At 63.2% G+C, this 18600-nt stretch carries 22 protein-coding genes, 2 tRNA genes and 2 pseudogenes; 14 read left to right on the forward strand and 12 right to left on the reverse strand.

Features of this window, described 5'->3' with window-relative positions; all coding sequences use genetic code 11:
- Positions 1 to 13 precede the first annotated feature (13 nt).
- The 6 genes from X771_RS145355 (at position 14) to X771_RS145330 (ending at position 5686) form a co-directional block, all read left to right on the forward strand.
- On the forward strand, positions 14 to 910 hold the full coding sequence (locus tag X771_RS145355) for a LysR substrate-binding domain-containing protein (protein WP_023684774.1): 897 nt from the start codon (positions 14 to 16) through the stop codon (positions 908 to 910).
- Positions 911 to 1013: 103 nt separating this feature from the next.
- Positions 1014 to 2105 carry an ABC transporter ATP-binding protein gene (locus X771_RS145350; protein WP_023689051.1) on the forward strand — a complete coding sequence of 364 codons (1092 nt, stop codon included), beginning with the start codon at positions 1014 to 1016 and terminating at the stop codon, positions 2103 to 2105.
- 82 nt (positions 2106 to 2187) lie between these two features.
- On the forward strand, positions 2188 to 3303 hold the full coding sequence (locus X771_RS145345) for an ABC transporter substrate-binding protein (RefSeq protein ID WP_023689052.1): 1116 nt from the start codon (positions 2188 to 2190) through the stop codon (positions 3301 to 3303).
- Positions 3304 to 3324: 21 nt separating this feature from the next.
- Positions 3325 to 4158, forward strand: a complete 834-nt coding sequence (locus X771_RS145340; protein WP_023670301.1) for an ABC transporter permease — start codon at positions 3325 to 3327, stop codon at positions 4156 to 4158.
- Positions 4158 to 4964 (forward strand): ABC transporter permease, encoded by an 807-nt coding sequence (locus X771_RS145335; RefSeq protein WP_023689053.1) that lies wholly within the window; start codon positions 4158 to 4160, stop codon positions 4962 to 4964. The genes X771_RS145340 and X771_RS145335 overlap by 1 nt, the downstream gene beginning before the upstream one ends.
- Before the next feature lie 89 nt (positions 4965 to 5053).
- Complete coding sequence (locus tag X771_RS145330; RefSeq protein ID WP_023684770.1) at positions 5054 to 5686, forward strand: LysE family translocator; 633 nt, start codon at positions 5054 to 5056, stop codon at positions 5684 to 5686.
- A 45-nt stretch (positions 5687 to 5731) separates the two neighbouring features.
- On the opposite strand, the gene X771_RS145325 is transcribed toward X771_RS145330, so the two are convergent.
- Together X771_RS145325 and X771_RS145320 are read right to left on the reverse strand one after the other, a co-directional pair.
- Positions 5732 to 6589, reverse strand: a complete 858-nt coding sequence (locus tag X771_RS145325) for an alpha/beta hydrolase (RefSeq protein WP_198031602.1) — start codon at positions 6587 to 6589, stop codon at positions 5732 to 5734.
- A 32-nt stretch (positions 6590 to 6621) separates the two neighbouring features.
- Entirely contained in the window at positions 6622 to 6957 is a 336-nt protein-coding gene (locus X771_RS145320) for a hypothetical protein (protein WP_023738659.1), read from the reverse strand.
- Between the two features lie 166 nt (positions 6958 to 7123).
- Here X771_RS145320 and X771_RS1000000168825 point away from each other — a divergent pair, with 166 nt between their 5' ends.
- Positions 7124 to 7504: a hypothetical protein gene (locus X771_RS1000000168825; RefSeq protein WP_023684767.1), complete on the forward strand. Its 381-nt coding sequence runs from the start codon at positions 7124 to 7126 to the stop codon at positions 7502 to 7504.
- 160 nt (positions 7505 to 7664) lie between these two features.
- On the opposite strand, the pseudogene X771_RS1000000169260 reads toward X771_RS1000000168825, so the two are convergent.
- The 3 genes and pseudogenes from X771_RS1000000169260 to X771_RS145305 all read right to left on the reverse strand — a co-directional run bounded on the left by X771_RS1000000169260 (position 7665) and on the right by X771_RS145305 (position 8479).
- Positions 7665 to 7986 (reverse strand): annotated as a pseudogene (locus X771_RS1000000169260) (HigA family addiction module antitoxin).
- A 50-nt stretch (positions 7987 to 8036) separates the two neighbouring features.
- Positions 8037 to 8113: transfer RNA gene (locus X771_RS145310), tRNA-Arg, on the reverse strand.
- Positions 8114 to 8173: 60 nt separating this feature from the next.
- Positions 8174 to 8479, reverse strand: coding sequence for an ETC complex I subunit (locus X771_RS145305; protein ID WP_023670294.1), 306 nt, complete (start codon positions 8477 to 8479; stop codon positions 8174 to 8176).
- Between the two features lie 173 nt (positions 8480 to 8652).
- Between X771_RS145305 and X771_RS145300 the strand changes: the two genes are divergently transcribed.
- From X771_RS145300 to X771_RS145285, 4 genes are all read left to right on the forward strand, one after another.
- Positions 8653 to 9837, forward strand: coding sequence for an NAD(P)/FAD-dependent oxidoreductase (locus tag X771_RS145300; protein WP_050587464.1), 1185 nt, complete (start codon positions 8653 to 8655; stop codon positions 9835 to 9837).
- A 51-nt stretch (positions 9838 to 9888) separates the two neighbouring features.
- A tRNA-Pro gene (locus tag X771_RS145295) sits at positions 9889 to 9965 on the forward strand.
- A 179-nt stretch (positions 9966 to 10144) separates the two neighbouring features.
- Complete coding sequence (locus X771_RS145290; RefSeq protein WP_023689055.1) at positions 10145 to 10456, forward strand: hypothetical protein; 312 nt, start codon at positions 10145 to 10147, stop codon at positions 10454 to 10456.
- 391 nt (positions 10457 to 10847) lie between these two features.
- Complete coding sequence (locus X771_RS145285) at positions 10848 to 11108, forward strand: hypothetical protein (RefSeq protein ID WP_023689056.1); 261 nt, start codon at positions 10848 to 10850, stop codon at positions 11106 to 11108.
- Between the two features lie 307 nt (positions 11109 to 11415).
- Here X771_RS145285 and X771_RS145280 read toward each other — a convergent pair whose 3' ends face one another.
- The 5 genes and pseudogenes from X771_RS145280 to X771_RS01000000165180 all read right to left on the reverse strand — a co-directional run bounded on the left by X771_RS145280 (position 11416) and on the right by X771_RS01000000165180 (position 14634).
- Positions 11416 to 11832, reverse strand: a complete 417-nt coding sequence (locus X771_RS145280; RefSeq protein ID WP_023689057.1) for a type II toxin-antitoxin system VapC family toxin — start codon at positions 11830 to 11832, stop codon at positions 11416 to 11418.
- Entirely contained in the window at positions 11829 to 12083 is a 255-nt protein-coding gene (locus X771_RS145275; RefSeq protein ID WP_023670289.1) for a plasmid stabilization protein, read from the reverse strand. Before X771_RS145275 ends, X771_RS145280 begins: the two co-directional genes overlap by 4 nt.
- Positions 12084 to 12206: 123 nt before the next feature.
- Positions 12207 to 12911, reverse strand: a complete 705-nt coding sequence (gene hdaA, locus X771_RS145270) for a DnaA regulatory inactivator HdaA (protein ID WP_023689058.1) — start codon at positions 12909 to 12911, stop codon at positions 12207 to 12209.
- Positions 12912 to 12913: 2 nt separating this feature from the next.
- Positions 12914 to 14107 carry an AI-2E family transporter gene (locus X771_RS145265; protein ID WP_023684761.1) on the reverse strand — a complete coding sequence of 398 codons (1194 nt, stop codon included), beginning with the start codon at positions 14105 to 14107 and terminating at the stop codon, positions 12914 to 12916.
- Positions 14079 to 14634: pseudogene (locus tag X771_RS01000000165180) on the reverse strand (CDP-alcohol phosphatidyltransferase family protein). Before X771_RS01000000165180 ends, X771_RS145265 begins: the two are co-directional and overlap by 29 nt.
- Before the next feature lie 187 nt (positions 14635 to 14821).
- Between X771_RS01000000165180 and purM the strand changes: the two are divergent.
- From purM to X771_RS145250, 3 genes are read left to right on the forward strand one after another with little or no spacing between them, the layout of a single operon-like run.
- A complete protein-coding gene (purM, locus tag X771_RS145260) occupies positions 14822 to 15901 on the forward strand; it encodes a phosphoribosylformylglycinamidine cyclo-ligase (protein WP_023689059.1) in 1080 nt (359 codons plus the stop codon).
- On the forward strand, positions 15898 to 16605 hold the full coding sequence (gene purN / locus X771_RS145255) for a phosphoribosylglycinamide formyltransferase (protein WP_023689060.1): 708 nt from the start codon (positions 15898 to 15900) through the stop codon (positions 16603 to 16605). Before purM ends, purN begins: the two co-directional genes overlap by 4 nt.
- A gap of 23 nt (positions 16606 to 16628) precedes the next feature.
- A complete protein-coding gene (locus tag X771_RS145250) occupies positions 16629 to 17135 on the forward strand; it encodes a histidine phosphatase family protein (RefSeq protein WP_023689061.1) in 507 nt (168 codons plus the stop codon).
- A 193-nt stretch (positions 17136 to 17328) separates the two neighbouring features.
- Here X771_RS145250 and X771_RS145245 read toward each other — a convergent pair whose 3' ends face one another.
- Both X771_RS145245 and dapB read right to left on the reverse strand, forming a co-directional pair.
- Positions 17329 to 17562: a DUF680 domain-containing protein gene (locus X771_RS145245; protein ID WP_023689062.1), complete on the reverse strand. Its 234-nt coding sequence runs from the start codon at positions 17560 to 17562 to the stop codon at positions 17329 to 17331.
- A 237-nt stretch (positions 17563 to 17799) separates the two neighbouring features.
- Complete coding sequence (dapB, locus tag X771_RS145240) at positions 17800 to 18573, reverse strand: 4-hydroxy-tetrahydrodipicolinate reductase (RefSeq protein WP_023689063.1); 774 nt, start codon at positions 18571 to 18573, stop codon at positions 17800 to 17802.
- Positions 18574 to 18600: the final 27 nt, after the last annotated feature.

Consider the following 18600-nt stretch of genomic DNA (forward strand, 5'->3'; position numbering starts at 1 on the left):
CACCTGAGGCCTCTTGCGAATACCTTCCACACAGGCGCTGCGCGCCCTCGACAGTTTTGCCCGTCACGGCAGTGTCTGGCGCGCAGCCGATGAACTGCATTTGACCCGCAGCGCCGTCAGCCATCAGTTGCGGCTGCTCGAACGCGACCTCGGCTTCGACCTGCTGGAGCGCATCGGCAAGGGCGTGGCGCTGACACCGCGCGGCCAGCGCTATGCCGCCGATGTGAGAAAGGCGCTGACGGTGCTCGGCGATGCGGTGACGCGCCAGGCCGGCACGGGCGTCGGCGGTTCGTTCGCCGTTTCCTGCACGCCGGGCTTCGCCTCTCTGTTCCTGTGCACGCACATCGGCGAGTTCCGGCAGATGTATCCGGACGTGGCGCTGTCGATCCTGACGCCCAGACGGCTGGACGATGTCAGCAATCCGGACGCCGATGCCTTCATTGCCTTCGGCGTCGGCAACTGGCCGAACCGCTCGGTGGAGTTGCTGTGCGAAATCTCGTTCACGCCACTTTGCAGCCCGACACTGCTCAACAAGGTCGGCGGCTTTTCAAAACCGGCCGACGTGCTGCGCGCCAATCTCCTGCATCTCGGCGACACCGAGGACTGGGCGCGCTGGCTGGCGCTGTCCAAGGTGGAAAACCCCGACACCGAAGGCGGCATCTTCTTCTCGGACATGAACCTCGTTTTTTCCGCGGCGATCGCCGGCCAGGGCATCGCCATGGGCGACGAGTTGACCAGCCGCCGGGCGCTGAGCGAAGGCCGTCTGGTGCGCCCCTTCGATATCGCGATCCCCTCGCCGCGCTCGTATTTCCTGGTGTCGGAACATGCCAAGGCCAGCCACCCGGTGCTGGAAGCATTCAATGGGTGGTTGAGGTCGAAGCTGTCGGAGAACCGGATCAGCCCGTACTAGCCTCCCATCCGTGAATCAAATTTGCCGATCAGGCGAAAACTATTCGGTTGCGGTGAGCCGGGGCCCTGCCCTACGCTCAAGCCACGACCAAGGAAGAGGCAGGATGCAGCAACCCGGCCGGGCCGCAGAGATCAAGGCAATCGGGATCGGCAAGAGCTTCGGCTCGTTCCGGGCGCTGGACGACCTGACGCTCAATATCGGCCGCGGCGAGTTTCTGACGCTGCTCGGTCCCTCCGGCTCGGGCAAGACCACATTCCTGATGATCCTCGCCGGCTTCGTGCAACCGACCGCCGGCAAGCTTTTCAGCGACGGCATCGACATCACCGAGCGGCCGGCCGAACAGCGTGCCGCCGGCATGGTCTTCCAGGGCTATGCGCTGTTCCCGCACATGTCGGTCGAGGCCAACATCGCCTTCCCGCTCAAGGTACGCAAGAAATCGGCTTCCGAGATCAAGCGCCGCGTTGCCGAGATGATCGAGCGCGTCGGCCTCAAGGGCCATGAGACGAAACTGCCGGCGCAGCTTTCCGGCGGCCAGCAGCAGCGCGTGGCGTTGGCCCGCGCTTTGGTGTTCGAACCCGGCGTGCTGCTCCTCGACGAGCCGTTCTCGGCGCTCGACAAGAGCCTGCGCGGCCAGATGCAGGCCGAGATGAAGCGGCTGCATCAGGAGACCGGCACCACCTTCGTCTTCGTCACCCACGACCAGAGCGAGGCGCTGGCGCTGTCGTCGCGCGTCGCCATCTTCAACCACGGAAAATTGCTGCAGGTCGGAGCGCCGGACGAGGTCTACGACCGGCCGGACAACCGCTTCGTCGCCGAGTTCCTTGGCGAGATCAACATGCTGCCGTTGAAGGGGGTCAAGCCCGCCGACAATGGCTCGACGGGCCTCTGCGAGGACCGCGCGGTCAACATGCTCTGCAAGGCCGAGAAAGTCCGTGGCGATGCCATATTGGCGATCCGGCCCGAACATATGTCGATCACGCGCGAAGCCGCCGCCGGCGAGAACGGCATTGCCGCCACCGCCATCGGCTCGACCTATCTGGGTGCGGCGACCAAACTCGATCTGACGACACGCCAGGGCGCCAAGGTGACCGTCTCGGTGCCGAACGAGGTCGCGGCGGCTGCACTCAGCAAAGGCAATTCCGTCTGGCTGACATGGCCGGCGGAAAAGGGTTTCCTCCTTCCGGACGGAGGATGACGACGAGAACGGCGAAGTCTTCCAGCAAAGAATCTGGAGCGCGCCATAACCACCGGAACCAAAACGAAAAAGGGGAACTAAAATGACAAACCAAAGCAAAAAACAAGCCATGGACGGGCTGACCGCCCGGGCTGTGCGCGGCGAGATTTCGCGCCGGCAATTCACCCAGCTTGCAGCCCTCGTGCTGGCCGGCACACCGATGCTGCTGCGCTCGACCGGTGCCTTTGCGCAGGCCAAGGAGCTGGTGCTGGTCAACTGGGGTGGCGATGCCCTTACCGCTTATGACGCCGCCTACGGCCAGGCCTTCACCAAGGAAACCGGCATCACCGTCAAGATGGACGGTTCGGGCCCGACCGAAGGCGCGATTGCCGCACAGTTCAAGAGCGGCGCGCCGACCTGGGACCTTGTCGACGTCGACCCGTTCTCGGCCATCACGCTCGGCGCGCAGGGTGCGCTCGAGCCGATCGACTACGCCATCGTCGACAAGAAGAAGATGCGCGAGGGGTTCGGCTGGGAATACGCGGCGTCGACCTATTTCTTCTCCTATGTCATCGCCTATGATTCCGAGAAATACGGCAAGGACGCGCCGACCGGCATGGCCGACTTCTTCGACGTGAAGAAGTTTCCGGGCAAGCGCTCGCTCTACAAATGGGGCGTGTCGAGTTGGGAAGCAGCGCTGCTTGCAGACGGCATCGCGCCGGCCTCGCTCTACCCGCTCGACCTGAAGCGAGCGCATGACAAGATCGCCGCTTTCAAGGAAAACGTCGTGGCTTACTGGGGCGGCGGCGCCGAGAGCCAGAGCGTGCTGCTCAACGGCGAAGCCTCGATGGCGATCGTGTGGTCGACCCGCGCCTCGCTGATCGAGCAGGACTCGGGCGGCAAGATCAAGTTCATCTGGGATCAGGGCCTGATTTCGCCCGGCGCGCTGGCCGTGCTCAAGGGCAACCCCGGCGGCAAGGACGCAGCGATGAAGTTCATCGCCAGCGCCCAGGATCCGCAAAAGCAGCTGGTGATGTTCGACAAGCTCGGACAGGGTCCGGCCAATCCGGCCGCCGATGCGCTGATCCCCGCCGACAAGAAGCGCATCAACCCGGTCGATCCCGAAAACATGAAGAAGCAGATCGCGCTCGACATGGACTGGTACGCCAAGAATTACGGGGCAGCACTCGACGAATACACCAAGATCATCTCGGCCTGACCAGGCCGGGCACGAGCTTCGATGAGAGGCACCCTCTCCGACAGGATGGGCGCGGCGGTGCTGATGGCGCCGCTGCTTCTGTTCCTTGTGCTGGCCTACGCCTGGCCGTTCCTCGGCGTCGTCAAGTGGAGCGTCACCTTGCCGACACCGGGGCTCGGCCAGTATGGCGCGCTCGCCACCGATGCCCTGGTGCAGTCTGTGTTCATCCGCACGCTGCGCATCGCGCTGATCGTGACCGTGGTTTCCGTGGCGGCGGCATACGCCATCACCATGGTGTGGGTGCGCGGCAGCCCGGCACAGCGCATAATCGCTGAATTCTGCATTCTCGTCCCCTTCTGGATCTCGGTGCTTACCCGCGCCTTCGGCTGGGTGGCGCTTTTGTCCAACCGCGGCCTGATCAACACCTGGCTACAATCGATCGGCTTCATCTCCGAGCCGCTGGCGCTGGTGCGCAACGAGTTCGGCGTCATCGTCGGCATGACGCATTTCCTCATTCCCTTCGCGGTGTTCCCGCTGGCCTCCGCCATGCGCAGCCTCGACGAGCGCGTGCTGCTCGCGGCGCGCGGGCTCGGCTCCAGCCGTATGCGCACCTTCTGGACCGTGTTCGTGCCGATGACGCGCTCCGGCATCATCGGTTCGGCGATGATCGTGTTCGTCTTCTCGCTCGGCTTCTTCGTCACGCCGGCGATCCTCGGCGGCGGCCGCAGCGTGATGATCGCCGAGCTGATCTATCTGCGCATCTTCCAGAGTCCCGATTGGGGACTGGGCGCGGCGATCAGCGTCGTGCTGGTGCTGTTCGTCGGCGCGCTGATGGCGCTGCTGTTCCGCTATGTCAGACCGAAGCAACTGATCTGATGCCGACCTATCGCCCCGGTCCCGTCTCGCTGATCCTCGCCGTGCTGGTGGCACTGTTCCTGCTGCTGCCGCTGCTGGCGGTCATCCCGGTGTCGCTGACGCCAAGCCGCATGCTGGCTATGCCGACGGGCGAACTGTCGCTGCGCCACTACCGCGCGCTGATCGAGGATCCGCGCTGGCTCGACGCCATCCTGCTGTCGATCCGCATCGGCATCGTCAGCAGCGTCATCTCCACCGTGCTGGCGCTGTGCTTCAGCCTTGGCGTCTGGATGTTCCAGCCGCGCTTCACGGCCACCCTTGTCGGCTTCGTGCTGTTGCCGATGGTGGTGCCGCCGGTGGTCTCGGCGATCACGCTCTACTTCCTGCTGACGTCGATCTCGGGCATGAGCTCGTTCTTTGGCTATGACACATGGCTCGGCGTCGCCATGGCGCATTCGGTGATGACGGTGCCTTTCGCCACGGTGCTGATCCTGGTCTCGCTCAGCCAGCTCGACCGCCGCATCGACCTTGCCGCGCGCGGCCTTGGCGCCGGCGTGTGGGAACGCGCGACGCGCATCATCATGCCCAACATCAAGTTCGGCATCGTCACCGCTGCACTTCTCTCCTTCGTGCTGTCTTGGGAAGAGATCGGCGTGACCCTGTTCATCACCTCGGTCAACGCCATCACGCTGCCGCGGCTGATGTGGATGGGCCTGCGCGACAACATTGACCCGGCGATCGCAGCCCTTTCGGTGATCCTGATCATCATCACCGTGCTGGTCCTGGCGGTGAGGACTGTGGTGGTGAAGATGCGCGGCGGGCACTGAGCCAAGGTGGCCAACAACAATCGGCGATAGCCAAGCCGCTGTGTGAAGGGCATTACGGACGGTGAGCGCCGGGTACATTACGCGGCGTCATGGGAAACCTGCCGCTGGTGACATTTGCCTTCGTGTCGGTGCTCGGAATGGCGGTTCCGGGACCGGACGTCGTGCTCGCTATCACCAACGGCTCCCGCTACGGTTTTCGACGCGCGTTTCTCGGCATGGCCGGCGTCGTACTGTCTGATTTCGTTCTTATCAGCATCGTCGCGCTGGGCTTCGGCGCTCTTCTGCTGGCTTCGGAATTCTATCTCTCGGCTCTCAGGATGTTCGGCGCGGGCTATCTGCTTTTCGTCGCCATTGGTACCCTGCGCACCGCGTCCCGACCTTCGTTCAACCCTAACGTTCCCGAAACACGCCATTCAGCCAAGGCACTCATTGGGCGCTGCTTCCTGGTGGCGGTCACAAATCCGGCGGCCTGGCTGCTTTTCCCCGCGATCCTGCCGCATTTTGTCCGCGTGGATGAGCCGATCGCGATCCAGTATGGCATCCTGGCCATTATCGCCGCGCTTGCCGATGTGTTTGTGCTGACGTTTTACGCAGCCCTTGGCGCGCGGGCTGCAAGGCTTCTGGCTGGGCCAAACGCCGTGTGGATCGACCGGTTGTACGGTATCGCCCTGCTTGGTCTTTCGAGCACTTTGATCCTGCAATCCCTCGGGCATCTGAGATAGTCGACACAGGACTACACAGGGCCGGATTTAGCAATCGGCCCGTAGTCAGCTTGCGAAGAATCTCGACAGCCTTGCAGCCGTGTCTTCGGGGTGCTCTTCCGGGAAGAAATGCCCACCCTTGACCGAGCCGCCTCCGACGTTATCAGCCCATTGCCGCCAGATCGCCAACGGGCCGCCCTCCTCCGCATACCAGTTCTCCAACCCGCCCTCGCCGCTCCAGAGCGCAAGCAGCGGGCATCTGATGCGACAGCCATCAGCCTGGTCCTGCGCGTCGTGCTCGCGGTCGATGCCTGCGGCGGCGCGATATTCCTCGCAGATGGCGTGGGCATGGGCGGGATCACGCAGCGCCTCGATATAGGCGGCCCTGACCTCAGCGGGAAAAGCATCTGGAGCCGAGCCCCAGCCGGCGATCGCATTGTCGACAACTGCGTCGGGTGCTGCGGACAACAGGCGCTCAGGCAGCGGTTCCGGCTGGGCGAGCAGGCTCCACGGCCAGAAGGCCAGCGCCAACCTGGCATCGGCCCGATCCCAGGCGGAGGCCGTGGGGACGATGTCGAGAACGGCGACTTTCGACACGGTTTCGGGATGGTCGAGCGCCAGCCGGTAGGCGACGCGACCGCCACGGTCGTGGCCGGCAACCATGAAACGGTCGAAACCGAGAACGTCCATAACCTGCACCATGTCGCGCGCCATCGCTCGTTTGGAATAGGCGGCATGATTGGCTCCGGAAGCCGGACAGCCGCTTTGTCCGTAGCCTCTCAGATCGGCGGCGACCACGCTGAAATGCGGCGCCAGGGCCACGGCGATGTCCCGCCACATCACATGCGTTTCGGGAAAGCCATGCAGGAGCAGCAACGGCGGCCCTGAGCCACCGGCCCTGACGAAGATCGATGTCTCCTCCATTTGAACGGTCCTGGCGTCAAAGCCCGCAAACATCAGCTGCCGCCAACCAGTCCGTGGCTGGAACGGATTCGCAGCACCTGGACACCCTTCGGCAATTCGATCAGGAACTCCTTGTCGCGGTCGAGATGGTGGATGCTTTGCGGATCGCCGCCGGTAAAGGCGGCCATCGCCTCGACGCTCTCCCAATAGGAGATGGTGATGAATTCCGAATGCGTCGGCGTGTCCTCGCGAAAAGTCTGCACGCCAAGCGCTTTCTCGATCAGCGGCTTGATACCAGCCTCGTAATTGTAGCGCTCATAGGCGTCGGCCCTGCCGGGCGAGGTCCTGCCGCGCCAGATGCGCGCAATGGTCGGGGTTTTCGGTGCCATCTCCTATAACACCCGAAGGCGCGCCGCGTTCCGACTATCCTGACTGGCCGCACAACTGGCTGATAGTCGACGTATGGCAAAGGTTCCGTACAGTAACTTGCACTGGACACGCGGCTATCCTGTCAAGTCCAAACGTGCTCTCTTGTGCTCAACTTGGGAGGGCACAATGAAACTACGTCTAGCTTTCGCTGTATTCACCGCAGGAATTTTCTTCGCATTGTCGGCTGCCTCGGCCGGACAAGGGGAACAGCAAAACATCAACTTCCTGGCTCGGATGTCCGATGCAAGGTTAAATTCGGCCGCCAGAATGGCCGGTGACCTCGTTGGCGTAAGGCAAAGATGTCCGGCGTTGAGGCCAACGGAAGACGGAAAAGCAATTTTCGCCGTCCCGGTCCTTTTGTATGATGGGCGGGACAAACACCTGACCCCAGACCCCCGAAAGTTCAACATGGCCATCCATACCTATGAGAGGGCTTTCGCAATGGCGGCCCAGAGATCGGCAAGTTGCCAAAGCGAGAGGGCCAAATACCCGAAACTTTACCGGTAGATGGCTAACAAGGACGACCTTCAGTCTCCGGCGCCGCGACGCCTCACCTAAGGTATTGAAATTATTGGCAGGATTCGAAGCTGTGACCATCGGCTTAGAAGGCCGGTGCTCTATCCGGCGGAGCTACGGGACCGCTGCCGTCAGCGAACGCGCTCTACCTTCAGGCAGCATGCAGGGTCGGGATGGCGCTAACGTCAACTTCGCGCTCCGCATGCCAGGCATCATACGCGGCCTGCATCCTGAGCCAGATCGCGGCACCATCGCCGAACATCTTGCCAAGGCGGGCGGCCACGGCAGGCGATACCGGCTTCTTCTCACGGATGATATCGTAGAGCTGCTGGGCGCGAGATTCCGAGCAGATTGGCGATTTCCACCTTGGTCTTGCCGGCGGCGGGAACGATGTCGTCGAGCAACGCGCCAGGATGGGAAGGGCAGCGCTCGGTCGTTCTGTTTCGTTCGTACACCTTCAGAGTGCTACCCATATGCCAGGTACAAACCGTAACCTATGTGTCCGGAATGGACCCGGCAAAATTGGCGATCCCGACAGGATTCGAACCTGTGACCATCGGCTTAGAAGGCCGGTGCTCTATCCAGCTGAGCTACGGGACCGCTGGCCGGCATTTGATATCTTGGCCGGCTGGTGTCTATGTGCCAGGCGCTGACCGGCGGTCAATGCGTCCAGGGTATCCTGCGGTCATAGCGGAAATTTTCCGCATAGGAAATCTGCCGGCGCTTGGTCTCTTTCGGCTCCTCGACACGGAAGGCCAGCCCCTGCTTTTCGGCATAGGCCACCGCCTCTTCCCTGGTGTCGAAGGTCAGCCTGATCTGGCTCAGCATGTCGCCCGATGTGGTGTAGCCCATCAGCGGGTCGATCTTCTTGCGTTGCGCGGGATCGAATTCCAGCACCCAATGGCCGGTCTTGGCCTTTCCGGACTGCATCGCGGTTTTGGCTGGGCTGAAAATTCGCGCGGACATGGGCACCTCGTAGCTGCGTTGGCGGTAGCGCCGCCTTATTTCAGTCAATACTGTGCAACACTGCCGACGGCAAGGCCGAAGCGGCCTGCAACCAGGTCGCTTCGGCAGCGGCATAGGCTGGATACACTGGCCTAGCATCAAAAGTCATGGTCATGATGGCGACACAAAGAGGCATGGACGCAGGGATTTTGCACGCCGAGGCCGGCAGCCAAGCGATTTTCGACGGCGCGATCGTGATCGGCGCCGGGGCAGCCGGCTTGACCGCAGCCCATGCGCTGCTCAAGACGGGCGTGCCTGTGATGGTGTTGGAAAAGGAAGCCCGGCTGGCCGAGCCATGGCACGGGCGGCACGAGCGACTGCATCTCAACACGCACCGCGACCTTTCGGCGCTGCCGGGCGTTTCCTTTCCCGCCGGCACCCCTGCCTTTCCGCACCGAAACACCATCATCGGCCATCTGAACGAATTCCGCGCCATGCACCGGCTGCCGGTCGAGTTCGGCATCGCGGTCGAGGAGATAGGCTTCGAGGGCGACCACTGGCTTGTGCGGACCAGTGCCGGGCCGCGGCTGGCGCGCCATGTCGTCATCGCCACCGGGCGCGACCGGCAGCCCTTCGTTCCGGCCTGGAAAGGCATGAAGGCCTTTGCCGGACGCATCATCCATTCGGCCGCATTCGGCGACGCCAAGGCCTATGCGGGCAAGAAAGTGCTGGTCGTCGGCGCCGGCAATTCCGGCTTCGACGTTCTCAATCACTTGGCGGCAGCCGGCACGGGACAGATCTGGCTGTCGGCGCGCAACGGTCCGGCACTGCTACCCAAGCGCCTCGGCCAGATCGCCGTCCACCGATTTTCGCCAATCCTGGCGCGGCTGCCGTTCAAGCTCGCCGATGCGGTGATGGCGGCGACGCAGCGATGGGCCTTCGGCGACCTCACGGCCTACGGCCTGCCGCCGACGCCTTCGGGCGGCGCAAGCCGGCTGGCGTCGGATTATACCGCCATCGCCACCGATGACGGCGCCGTCGATGCCATCAAGGACCGCAGGATCATCGTGCTGCCAACCGTGCGGGAATTTACCCGCGACGCGGTCGTTTTCGACGATGGCGCGACGATCCAGCCGGATATCGTCATCGCCGCGACCGGCTACCGCACCGGGCTCGAGGCCATGTTGGGCAAGCTCGGCGTGCTCGACCAAAAGGGCGTGCCGCTGTTCAACGGCGCCGACAGCGACCCGAAACTGCCGGGCCTGTGGTTCACCGGCATGCGGCCAAGCATCCGTGGCTGCTTCGCCAATGCTCGCATCCAGGCCAAGGCGATCGCAGCCAGGATTGCGCGGGAGCGCATACCGCCAAGCCCCGTTTGATGTTTTAGGGGTTGCGCGACAGGGTCCGGAACCGTATACGCCGCAGGGCCTCGGAGTGTAGCGCAGCCTGGTAGCGCATCTGGTTTGGGACCAGAGGGTCGGGAGTTCGAATCTCTCCACTCCGACCATTTTTTCCCACAAAGCCAGTCCTTGCCCAAGGTATCACTCCCAAGGTCGCCAATGGCTGCCTCGCCGGTAGCGCATGGCGGCACGCATTGCCCAAGCAGCAGCCGCTCGCCGATCGGACCCTACATTGGAACACCAGTTCGCTCCGAGAGTTGTGTATGTTCAACCCAAGGAGCAAACAATGAAAACCCTTCTCATCGCCTCGATGATCGCGTTCGCCGGAACGGCGGCTTTGATCGCACCGGCGCAAGCCGCCAGTCTGACTATCCAGTCCGATGACGACGATCAATATTCGTCCGACGATGGCGATATACAGATTCTTCGCCATCACCAGCGCCACAAAGACTATAGCGACGACTATGGCGACGACTACAGCGACAACCAGGATGGCCAATGGCGGCGCCACCATCGCCATCACCGCTGCCATATCGAACTGGTCAGGCACTGGCGCCATCACCACAGGGTCGTCGAAGAGGTCAGGGTCTGCGGCTGATCCGATCGCTTTAGACCTGCTACGGCCGAGTTTGGCGACCGGAGCACCAATCTGACCTAAAGCGCGTCTCATTTGAACGGACTCACGCGACGCGCTTGAGGTCTTGTTTGATGCATGTTTGATGCATGCGGTTCTCTCAAAACCGGGGCCACTTGAGCGACATGCATCAGGCGCCCGTGTCATCGAACAGCATCCCTTCGGCGGGTTTGGCTGAAAATCGACGCAGGGATAATCCCCTCGCTTCCACCTCTATCGCCGGTCTAAAAGCGCGTCGCGCTGAAACGTATCCAGGCGACGCGCTTTGATTTTTGTTTTGATGCATGTCGTTCTCTCAAAACCGGGACCACTTTTGAGCGACATGCATTAGACTCCGGGCAAGGGGAGATTCTGGATGCTTGGTCTCGAGGCATGGCTTTCGCTGATTGGCCCTGCCTACTTCGCTTACATCCGCATCACGGTTCCGTTCGTCGTCGTCTGGGCCATTATCTGTGCAGCCCTGTGGATCTGGAACAACCGGCCGAGCAAGAGGCAAGGCCGTCCCCGGTCGTGGCCCGCCAGCGTGCTGTTCTTTGTCGTCGTCGTCGCGTGCTACGTGGCAGCGCATACGGTGGTCTATCTGCTGGTCCGGTATCTGGCGGCGTTGTGGCTATAGGGCACCCTCCCGGACACTCCGGTGACTGCTCTACGAAGGTAAGCTCGCCGGGCGAGAACCCCAATCATCACTCCCGGCGAGCCTACAACCCGATCAGGAACGCGACCAGGACCGGGGTCAGCCGGCAAGTTCCCAGGTGCAAGACGGATGCCAGATAATGTTTCCCGAAATGGGACAGCGGCCCTCATGCGGCGGTGGGCACGGAGAGATCGAGTGTATTCATTCGAACACGCTGTCGTCGCTGTAGAGGAAATCCTGCGGAAACGCATGTTCGCAGCTCGCGCTCTGGTCGGGCTGCCGTACCTGATTACGGCTGCCAAGGATCGATGACAGGCACGCCGGCCGCATGGAATGGCGCCGTGTCACGCGAGGCGAGATGAAAGCCGTTTGCGGAGGCGATTGCCGCGATGTAGCCGTCGGGCACAGGAAACCCCTTGCCGGCTGCCCTCGCCTTCACTGCAAGTCGGGCATAGTGCCGGGCCGCCTCGGTATCGAAAGGCAGGATGCGGCGCTCAAACACGGCGCACACACCGGCGAAGGTTTCAGCGAGCGCAGCCTTGCGACGACCCGCCGGCATGGCCTCGATGCCGAACAGCACTTCGGCGAGCGTCACACTGGAGAGGTAAAGCGTTTCCTCGGCCTGGTCATCAAGCCAGGCCAACACAGCTTGATGCGGTTCGGGCTTCATGGCCTCCGAAACGACATTGGTATCGAGGAGGATCATTCGAACCCCAGCGGTTCGGCCGGCGCCTTGTCGCGAGCCTGCTCCAGGACCTCCACGTCTTCATTGGTCAGCCCGGCGCGTCGGGCAATGTCTGCCAGAACGGAGCCGAGTTTCACACGGCCGTCCGGCCGCACCGCGTTTTCCAGAATGTCGCGTATCTCGGCCTCGGTGCTGCGACCGTGCAAGGCCGCCCGTACACGCAGAGCTCGGTGGGTCGCTTCCGGAAGATTTCGGACGGTCACTGCAGGCATTGATATCGCTCCGATGTCATTGATTGAAAGTATCATATTGTTTCAGGTGATGTCACCATGCATGTTTTGAAAACGTCGCACGGGCGGGATCGACAATCGCCGTCCAGGGAATTGCAGCAGGATCTAAACCTCGAACTCGCCCTGCCCTTCGTCCATTGCGCTGACGGTTTCGGCGGCGAGCGCCCTGGTGATCGGCGTCTTGCGCTCGAGCGCGGTGCGGTCGAGGCGCTCGACCACGCGCATGGCGGTGGCCAGCGAGCGCTCGATGCGGCGCACCAGATATTGCACGACGTGCGGCTCGACCTCGACTTGGCGGTCGGCGAAGAGTTTGGTGATGACGCCGGCCAGAAGCAAATCGTCGGGTTCGTGGATCTCGACTGTTGCCGCCGCCTTCAGCCGCGAGGCGAGATCGGGCAACGTCACCCTCCAGGCGGCGGGGAAGCGCCGCGCCGTCAACAGCAAGGTGGCCCCGGCGCCGCGCACTTCATTGATGAGATGGAACAGGCCCGCCTCGTCGATGGCTGTCTTGTCGACATCGTCGATCAGCGCGGGCCTGCCGCCAAGCCCGGTGATGGCATTGCCGATGCGCTGGGCATCGACCGCCACAGCGTTGGCCCGCGCCTGCCAGATCGAACCCAGATGGGTCTTGCCGGAGCCAGCCGGGCCAGCGAGCACGATCACCGGCGATGGCCAGTCCGGCCAGCGGTCGACAAGGGCTGCCGCCTCACGGTTGGTGGCCGACACCACCAGTTCGTCGCGCGAATAGCCGGTGCCATGCCCAAGGTCTAGCGGCAGCTGGCGCGGCGGTTCGGTCTTTTGATCCGCCACGTTCAGCCGCGCGGCGAGCGGTGGCCGCCGCCGCGATCGGCAGGCAGCGGCGGGACTGGCTCGGTGGAGTGTCCCTTGTAGAGCGGCGATTCGAGATAGCGGGCAATGGCAAAGCGCACCAGCACGGCAACCGCCGCCGAAGCAGGAACGGCGATCAAAAGGCCGACGAAGCCGAACAGGGCGCCGAAAGCGAACAGCGCAAACATCAGCCAGACCGGGTGCAGGCCGACGCTTTTTCCGACCAATCTGGGCTGCAGGATGTTGCCTTCGATGAACTGGCCGATGAAGAACACCACGGCGACAGCAACGATCATGGTCCAGTCCGGCCAGAACTGGACGAAGGCGACGCCGACGGCCAGGACCAGTCCGGTCAGCGAGCCGACATAAGGGATGAACGAGATCAGCCCGGCGAAGAGGCCGATGAGGATGGCGAAATTCAGCCCGGTCAGCGTCAGGCCGGTGGCATACATGCCGCCGAGCACCAGGCACAGCGTGCCCTGGCCGCGCACGAAGCCGGCGGTCGCGGTGTTGATGTCCCTGGAGATCGCCCTGACCGTCCCGACATAATCGCGCGGCACCCAGCTGTCGACGACCGCCACCATGCGATCCCAGTCGAGCAGCATGTAGAAAGCGACAACCGGAGTGACCACGAACAGGCTGACCACCGACACCAGAGCAACGCCGGAACTCCAGATCGAGGTGAAGACGGTGCTCAGCAGGCCGAAACCGGAAGTGAGCAGCGAATTCAGCCCGTCGCGCAGGCCATTGGCATTGACGCCGAATTTCTGCTCCAGCCATTTCGGATCGAAGCTGGTGATCAGCGACTGCAGCCGGGTCAGATATTCCGGCAGCTTGCTGGCGAAATCGGCCATCTGCGTGGCCAGTACCGGAACCAGGATGACGAAGGCCAGCACCAAAAGGACGATGAAGGCAATCAGGATGACCACCGTCGCCATCAGCCGGGAGAGGCCGAGGCGTTGCAGCCGGTCGGCGACCGGGTCGAGAAAATAGGCCAGCACCATGCCGGCAACGAACGGCAACAGGATGCTGGAAAAAATGTAGAGGAACAGCGCCAGGAAGATTGCCGTGCCCAGCCAGAAGAAAATCTGGCGGCGAAACGCCAGGGACGCAGCCGCCTCTGCCAGCGCGGCAGTCGCGGCATTCTTGTCAACTACCCGGGGTGGAGCCTTCGCCATAGCCGCTCATATGCCTCAGCCAAGCCACGAGATAGGCCGCGGCCGAAGCCACGGTCAAGACCCCGGACAGCAATATGAGCGCAGGCCTGAGCGGGTCGAGGTGGAGGCCAAGGGCAAGTTCGCCCAGCACCACGGCGCCAGCACGATCTGGGCGGCGGTGTTGGCCTTCGACACATAGAGCGGCTTCATCTCGACCGGATGCGCCATGACCGTGGACAAAAGCACGGCGCAGATGATCAGCGCATCGCGTGACACCATGGTCACCACCAGCCACAGCGGCAATTGCCCGATGAAGCCCATGACCACGAACACCGAGACCAGAAGCACCTTGTCGGCCATCGGATCGAGATAGGCGCCGAGTTCGAATGCTGGTTGAAGCGGCGGGCGATGAAGCCGTCGACGCCATCGGAAATGCCTGCAACAAGAAAGCCGGCAAAGGCCCAGTCCCAGCGCATGTTCAGCATCGCCAGTACGACGGCCGGAACCAGCACGAAGCGCAGGATGGTGATGAGGTTGGGAATGGTCAAAGGCATGTCCCGCCATGCTTATTCTGCAGATAGATGATGGAGTTGGATTGTGGGTGCAAGGACCAGCGGTGAAGGGGCGACTGTCCACGTATTTATCTTGGGCAAAAGCCCGGTATCCTGTCGTCATCCTTGCCCCCCGAAACCATTCATGCGAAGAGCCGCCGAGGGAAACAGGGATGCGCCGACGATGAGCAAGGGCGACCGGGCCAAGCGCAAGAACGGGCTCACCTATGCCGAGGCGGGCGTCGACATCGATGCCGGCAACCTCATGGTCGAGAAGATCAAGCCGCTGGTGCGCGCGACGCGCCGGCCGGGCGCCGATGGCGAGATCGGCGGTTTTGGCGGCCTGTTCGACCTCAAGGCGGCGGGTTTCACGGATCCGGTGCTGGTTGCCGCCAATGACGGCGTCGGCACCAAGCTGAAGATCGCCATCGATGCCGGCAAGCACGACACGATCGGCATCGACCTCGTCGCCATGTGCGTCAACGACATCGTCGTGCAGGGCGCCGAGCCACTGTTCTTCCTCGACTATTTCGCCACCGGCAAGCTCGACCCCGACCAGGGGGCGGCAATCGTCGGCGGCATAGCAATCGGCTGCCGACAGGCCGGCTGCGCGCTGATCGGCGGCGAGACGGCCGAAATGCCCGGCATGTATCACGACAAGGATTACGACCTGGCCGGTTTCGCCGTCGGTGCTGCCGAACGCGGCCAGTTGCTGCCGACCGACGATATCGTCGAAGGCGACGTGCTGCTTGGCCTGGCTTCCTCGGGCCTGCATTCGAATGGCTTTTCGCTGGTGCGCCGCATCGTTGGCGTCAGCGGTCTTGCCTGGGGCGATCCGGCGCCGTTCAACGATGAGGCGACGCTGGCAGAGGCGCTGCTCGAGCCGACCCGCATCTATGTGAAGTCGGTCCTCAAAGCGATCCGTGGCACGCACGGCATCAAGGCGCTGGCCCACATCACCGGCGGCGGTTTCCCCGAAAACATCCCGCGCGTCCTGCCAAAGGACTTTTCCGCAGAGCTCGATCTCAATGCCATCGATGTGCCGCAGGTGTTTTCCTGGCTGGCGAAGACTGGCGGCGTGGCGCCGGAGGAGATGATGCGCACCTTCAACTGCGGTATCGGCATGATCCTCGTCGTCGCCTCCGGCCAGGCCGCACAGGTCGCAGCCGTGCTGCAGGAGGCCGGCGAGACGGTGACGCCGATCGGCCGCATCGTGCCGCGCCGCGACGCCGGCGTTATCTATCGGGGCTCGATCGGCCTATGAGCAGGAAACGCACGGTTGTTTTGATCTCGGGACGCGGCTCGAACATGACGGCGCTAATCGCGGCGGCGAGCGACCCGGCCTATCCCGCCGAGATCGTTGGCGTCATTTCCGACCGGGCCAACGCCGCCGGCCTCGGCATCGCGGCCGCGCGCGGTATCCCGACCAAGGTCATCGTGCGCGCCGACCATGCCAGCAAGGAAGCCCATGATGCGGCGATCGACGCCGCGCTGATTGCGTTCAATGCCGAGATCGTGGCGCTGGCCGGCTATCTGCGCATTCTCTCCCGCGGCCTGGTCGAGAAGTGGCAAGGGCGCATGCTCAACATCCACCCTGCCCTGCTGCCGGCCTTCAAAGGGCTCGATACGCATGCGCGCGCCCTGCGCGCCGGCATTCGCATTCATGGCTGCACGGTGCATTTCGTCACATCAGAGATGGATGACGGCCCGATCATCGCGCAGGCAGCGGTGCCGGTGATGGTCGGCGACAACGAAGACACGCTGGCCGCCAGAGTGCTGAAGGCCGAGCACCGGCTTTATGCGCTGGCACTCGGGCTGGTCGCCGACGGCAAGGCGCACATGGAAGGCGGCCGCACCGTGCTGGCGCATTTCGCCGACGATGCCGAAAACGGAACTTCCGTGGTGATGGCGCCCGACCCGCTGCGCGAAGAACGCGATCTCGAACATCTGGCGCGGATCACGCCGTAGGCCGACATGCTACACCGAGACAATTGCTCCTGCTGCGCCACGCCAAGTCGAGCTGGGACGACCCGGCGCTTGCTGATTTCGACCGGCCGCTCGGGCCGCGCGGGCTGAAGACGGCGCCGCTGATGGGGCGCGAACTGGCCCGGCGCAGTTGGCTGCCTGACCTGGCGCTGGTGTCGCCGGCGCTGCGTACGCGCGAGACATGGCGGCTGGTCTCGGCGGAACTGTCGGCGAGCGTAACGGTGGAGTTCGCCGAGGCGCTTTTCGAAGCCACGGCTGGCGACATTCTGGCCGAGCTGCAGCAGGCAGTCGCATCGGCTAGCTGTCTCCTGGTGCTCGGCCATAATCCCGGCCTGGAGGACTTTGCCCGCCGGCTCGCCGGTCCGCGATCGGGTGTGGCTGCTCTCAGGAAACTTGAAGAGAAATTCCCGACCGGCGCCCTTGCCCGCTTTGTCATCGACGGCGACTGGGCGGATCTCGGCTTCGGCGCGGCCCGGTTGACGCATTGCATCAAGCCGAAGGATCTAAGCTAGACCAAGCTGCCTAACGGGCTAGCCGCAGGTGACAGCCGCAAACCGTGTTTTGAAAAGACCACGGTCAAACAAGGAGATAGGACCAATTGCTGGCGGATTGATTCAAGATCTTTGCGGCCCCGAGTCGATTGCATAAAAACAAGAGCGGTGGGCCGGGCCCACCGCTCTTTGTGGTCGTAGATTTCTCAGAAAATCAACGACCCCAGATGCCCTGGCCGGATTCCGGCTGGTTCGAGTCGCCCTTGATCGTGAAATCGCCGAGGCTGGCCGGCTTGCGGATCGAGGCGGTATAATTGTGATCGATGTTGCCGGCGGGCGCTGTTACAGCAGGCTGGTTGACGCTGTCGGAGCCGTAGTGGTCGCTGCCTGCGAAAGCGGTGCCGGTGGCAAGGAGGATGGCAGCAGCGGTAAGTGCGATCTTGGTCATTTCAGGTAATCCAGATTTTTCAGTTCTGTCCGTCAAGTGGCGTGCCTTGGGAGGAATTCGCGTCGCTCGGACCACCCCGAAATGGGTGTGCGTTGCTGCCATTGCCAATCACAAAAATGTGCGAACCGAACCGTTCGGTTCGGTCTAGGAAGGCGCGAAATGGCGTAGTTGTTGCTATATTCTATTCTCTATACGGCTCCGACCTCGCAACGCCCCTCGTTGCGTTACGCTTGCATCTCAAAAGGTCGTGAAGCCCAGTACGTCGCGCATGTCGTATTCGCGGGGCGGCCGGACGGCGACCCAGCGTGCTGCCGCAATGGCGCCGCGCGCGAACATCGAGCGGTCGGCGGCCGAATGGGAAAGCGTGAGCGTCTCGCCCTCGGCCAGCAAGCTCACGCTGTGCTCGCCGACGATGCTGCCGCCGCGCAGCACGGCAAAGCCGATCTCGCCGGCAGGGCGTGGACCTGTAACGCCGTCGCGGATGCGTTTCGCCACATCGTCCAGCCTGACGCCATGTCCGCGAGCGGCCGCCTCGCCCAGTATCAGCGCCGTGCCCGACGGTGCGTCGACCTTCATGCGGTGATGCGCTTCCAGGATTTCGATGTCGGTGTCGGGACCAAGTGCTCGCGCCGCCTGCTCGACCAGCCCGGTCAGCATGCTGAGCCCGAGCGAGTAGCTGCCGGAGCGAACGATGGCGACGGAGTTCGAAGCAGTAGCGATGGCGGCGAGATCGGCCGGCTCGAAGCCGGTCGAGCCGATGACCAGCGCCGGGCCGCCGCGGGCCGCGCAAGCTTGTGCAAGATCGACGGAGGCCGCAGGCGTGGTGAAATCGATGACGACATCCGCAAGCGCCAGTGCTTCGTCGCGCTCGACCAGCCCCTCACCGATGCTGCCCGGCCTGTGAAAGCGGGCGACGAGCGCCAGCCTGGGATCGGTCTCGACGGCCAGCGCCATCTCCCTGCCCATGCGGCCGAGCGCACCGGCTATGGCTATTTTCAATGGATGCGGCATGGCGGCTTTCACTGGAAATGCGAGTCG

The organism is Mesorhizobium sp. LSJC269B00 (genome assembly GCF_000502815.1).
Taxonomy (GTDB): Bacteria; Pseudomonadota; Alphaproteobacteria; order Rhizobiales; family Rhizobiaceae; genus Mesorhizobium.